Origin of the sequence: Actinomadura sp. NPDC048032, assembly GCF_040653175.1 — a bacterium.
GTDB lineage: Bacteria > Actinomycetota > Actinomycetes > Streptosporangiales > Streptosporangiaceae > Spirillospora > Spirillospora verrucosospora.
Genome location: NZ_JBEZJP010000693.1, coordinates 1 through 2,446, shown reverse-complemented (window position 1 = coordinate 2,446; position 2,446 = coordinate 1). Strand labels below are relative to the sequence as shown.

2 protein-coding genes and 2 pseudogenes are annotated in these 2,446 nt (G+C 76.2%); 3 read left to right on the top strand and 1 reads right to left on the bottom strand.

The window, feature by feature from the left end; translation table 11 throughout:
- The 3 genes and pseudogenes from AB0C69_RS41150 to AB0C69_RS41140 all read left to right on the top strand — a co-directional run.
- Positions 1–546, top strand: a pseudogene (locus AB0C69_RS41150) (hypothetical protein); the annotation flags it as partial.
- A gap of 83 nt (positions 547–629) precedes the next feature.
- Positions 630–1,529, top strand: coding sequence for an N-acetyl-1-D-myo-inositol-2-amino-2-deoxy-alpha-D-glucopyranoside deacetylase (gene mshB / locus AB0C69_RS41145; protein ID WP_345177203.1), 900 nt, complete (start codon positions 630–632; stop codon positions 1,527–1,529).
- A gap of 23 nt (positions 1,530–1,552) precedes the next feature.
- Entirely contained in the window at positions 1,553–2,116 is a 564-nt protein-coding gene (locus AB0C69_RS41140; RefSeq protein ID WP_360362090.1) for a DUF6113 family protein, read from the top strand.
- A 7-nt stretch (positions 2,117–2,123) separates the two neighbouring features.
- On the opposite strand, the pseudogene AB0C69_RS41135 reads toward AB0C69_RS41140, so the two are convergent.
- Positions 2,124–2,446: pseudogene (locus AB0C69_RS41135) on the bottom strand (MFS transporter); the annotation flags it as partial.

The following is a 2,446-nucleotide window of genomic DNA, read 5'->3' as shown; positions in this document are numbered from 1 at the left end:
GGCCGCCGTCGAGGCCCTCCCGGAGGGCGCCACGTGGTCGGCCACCGGCATCGGCCGGACGTCCCTCCCGGTCATGTTCGCGGCCCTGTCGGCGGCCGTCCCCGGTACGACGACTGGGAGCCCGAGCGCAAGTCCAAGGCGCCGATCTTCGGCGCCATCGCCGCGATCGCGGTGCTGGCGCTGGTCGTGGGCCTGTTCATGGCGGCCCGGAGCGGCAGCGACTCCAAGGAGACCCCGCCCACCCCGACGGTCACCGACTCCGGGCCGGTCTCGGAGGAGCCGACGACCGAGCAGCCCGAGGAGCCCACGCCGACCCGCACCCGGACGCGCCAGAACACGCCGCCGCCGCGGACGTCCGAGCCGACACAGGAGCAGCCGACCACCGAGGTCCCGACCGACCCGCCGACCACCGACACGCCGCCGAGCACGCCCACCAGTCCCGGAGGCGGCACGGGCGGGACCGGCGGCACCGGCGGCCCGGGCACCGGCGGGGGCGACGGCGGCACGGGAACGGGCGCCGGCGGCACCGGCACCGGCGGCGGCTGACGGGGGCCCGGGGAGGCCCTCCGGGATGCGCGGGGCAGGGCGGTCATCGCCGCGATGCCGGGCCCTGAGTAGGCTCGTGGACTATGAAGGAGCCGCGGATCCTGTTCGTCCACGCCCATCCGGACGACGAGTCCATCGGGACCGGGGCCAGCATGGCCAAATACGCCGCCGAGGGCGCCCACGTCTGCCTCGTCACCTGCACGCTGGGCGAGGAGGGCGAGGTCATCCCCGAGGATCTGCGCCACCTGGCCTCCGACAAGGAGGACGCCCTCGGCGAGTACCGGATCGGCGAGCTCGCCGCGGCCTGCGAGGCGCTCGGCGTCCGCGACCACCGCTTCCTCGGCGGTCCCGGTCGCTGGCGCGACTCCGGCATGATGGGCGCCCCCACGAACGACGACCCGCGCTGCTTCTGGCAGGCGGACGTCACGACCGCCGCACGCGACCTCGTGACCGTCATCCGGGAGGTCCGCCCGCAGGTGATCGTCACCTATGACGAGCGCGGCAACTACGGCCACCCCGATCACATCCAGGCGCACCGCGTCACGTGGCGGGCGTTCGAGCTGGCCGCCGACCCCTCCCACGAGGACGGCGCCGAGCCGTGGCGGGCGGCCAAGGTCTACGCCTACGCCGCGCCGCGCACCGTCCTCGCCCGCGCGATCGCGGTGATGCGCGAGGCCCGGCTGCCGTTCGCCCGCGTCGCGGGGCTGGAGGAGCTCGGTTCCGGCGTCCCGGACGGGGAGGTCACCACGGTCGTGGACGCCCGCGCCCACCTGCCCGCCAAGCTGGCCGCGCTGCGCGCCCACCACACCCAGGTCACGGTCGCGCCCGAGCAGGTCGGGCCGTTCTTCGCGCTGTCGAACAACCTGGGGCAGCAGGCGTTCGGCACCGAGTACTTCATCCTCCAGGCGGGCGAGCTCGGCCCGGTCGGCCCGGGCCGCCGCGAGCGCGACCTGTTCGCCGGTCTGGCGAGCGCGGGGGACTGACGGGCCCCGGTACGCTGGCGTCCGTGGACAAGGACGACCGGGCCCGGGTGCGGCTCGCCAAGGACGGCCGCCCGGCGGACGCCGGCGCGCACGACGCCGAGGCCGATGCCGCCGAGGTCGAGCCCGCCGGCGCGGGCGCGGCCGCGGAGGGCGGCGGGGCGTCCGCCGCTCCCGCGGACGGGGAGCGCCCCGGCGACGCGTTCGTGTCCGGCGCCGCCTACGCCGCGCTCGGAGTCCTCGGCGGCGTGTTCGGCGTCGTGGGCTCGTTCGCGCAGGACTGGTCCGTCGGCCCCGTCCCGCTCACGGCGCTCGTCCTGGTCGCGCTGGTCTTCGTGATGACGTGGGCGTCGGGGAAGGCGATGGGCGGGCGGCTCGGCGCGTTCGTCCCGGCGCTGCTGTGGGGCGTCGTGGTGTTCGTCCTGCAGATGCGCCGCCCCGAGGGCGATCTCGTCGTCTCGGCGACGCTGCCCGGGTACCTGTTCGTCATCGGCGGCATGGTCGCCGCCGTGGTCGGCATCATGCTGGTTCCGCCGGCCCGCCCGCCGGGCGAATGGATGCTCGGCAAGGCGGGCCGTTCCCGGGGGTAGCGGGTCCTCAGCTCGCCACGGGGGCGGGCTCGGAGTCCTTGTGGACGGGCGCGCCGGCCTTGTGGCCCTTGAGGGTGAGGCACGCGGCGGCGCTGAGCAGGACGACGCCGATGGGCAGCCACATCGTGGGCTTCATCGCGTGGACGAAACCGTGCGAGAACACCTGGCCGGCCAGCTCCTGGACGCGGTGCGCGACGCTCGGCGAGACGCCGGGCGGCAGCTGCTGCCGGGCCCCGCTCTGCCCCGCGCCGACCTCCAGGCCGCCCTTGGCGGCGTCCGCGAAGCTCTGCACGAAGCCGCCGCGCACGTCGGGCGGGAGGGCCGCCGACC